The sequence below is a fragment of the Mesorhizobium sp. M4B.F.Ca.ET.017.02.2.1 genome (assembly GCF_003998955.1).
GTDB lineage: Bacteria > Pseudomonadota > Alphaproteobacteria > Rhizobiales > Rhizobiaceae > Mesorhizobium > Mesorhizobium abyssinicae.
This window is the reverse complement of sequence record NZ_RZOF01000670.1, coordinates 1-762: the sequence shown is the minus strand read 5'-3', so window position 1 is coordinate 762 and position 762 is coordinate 1. Positions and strand designations below refer to the sequence as shown.

Annotated in this window: 2 protein-coding genes; both read right to left on the bottom strand. The window is 70.7% G+C overall.

Translation table 11 applies throughout. The features are described from left to right. A partial coding sequence (locus EN738_RS34750) for a tetratricopeptide repeat protein (protein WP_189606168.1) occupies positions 1-461 on the bottom strand: 461 nt, incomplete at its 3' end. Between the two features lie 46 nt (positions 462-507). Beyond that, the coding region (locus tag EN738_RS34745; RefSeq protein ID WP_189606166.1) for a thiamine phosphate synthase at positions 508-762 on the bottom strand (255 nt) is incomplete at its 5' end.

The following is a 762-nucleotide window of genomic DNA, read 5'->3' as shown; positions in this document are numbered from 1 at the left end:
GCGTCGAGCAGCATCAGGGCGTACTGGAATTGCGATTCCGGCACGCCCTGCTCGGCGGCGAGCGCGTACCATTTGGCGGCCTCCGCGGCGTTGAGCGGTACGCCGAGCCCGCGCGACAGAATCTCCGCCACCAGGGTCTGCGCGGCGGGATCGCCATTCTGGGCACGCGCCAGCGCGAGATTGTAGGCGGTCTTGTAGAGCCCGCGCTGGAAGGCGCCATAGGCGGGATCGGCCGGCTTCGCGCCGAACCGATCGGGGTTGATGCTGTCGGCCGAAGGCAACGGCGCCGTGGTAGCAGGCTGCGGCAGGGGCGTGGCGATAGGCTTGTCGACATGCACCCCGGAGGCTGGTGCGCCGGCGGCTGGCGCTTCTGCGGCAGGCGCGCTGGCGTCCGGCACGCCGGCATCCGGCCGTGGCTGCGGCAGCGGAACGGTCTGCGCGGCGGTTGCCGCCTCGGTCATGAAGGCCGCGGCGAGAACCGTGAGGGGAAGCACGGACCGGCGCACCTCAGTCCTCGAAGCGGGGCGCGGTTTCGTCGAGCAGCGCATTGGCGGCCGCGACCGCCGCCCTGGGATCGGTCCCGTCGGCGAAGACGGCGCTGGACAGGGCCACGAATTCGGCGCCGGTGGCGGCCACCGCCTCGACCGATGCAAGTTCGGAGCCGGCCATGACGATGCACGGGATCTCGATCATCTCGGCCCACCATTGACCAAGCGACAGGTTGCGCGGATGCGGCTCCGGCTTGTTGTCGTAGCCCTGTCT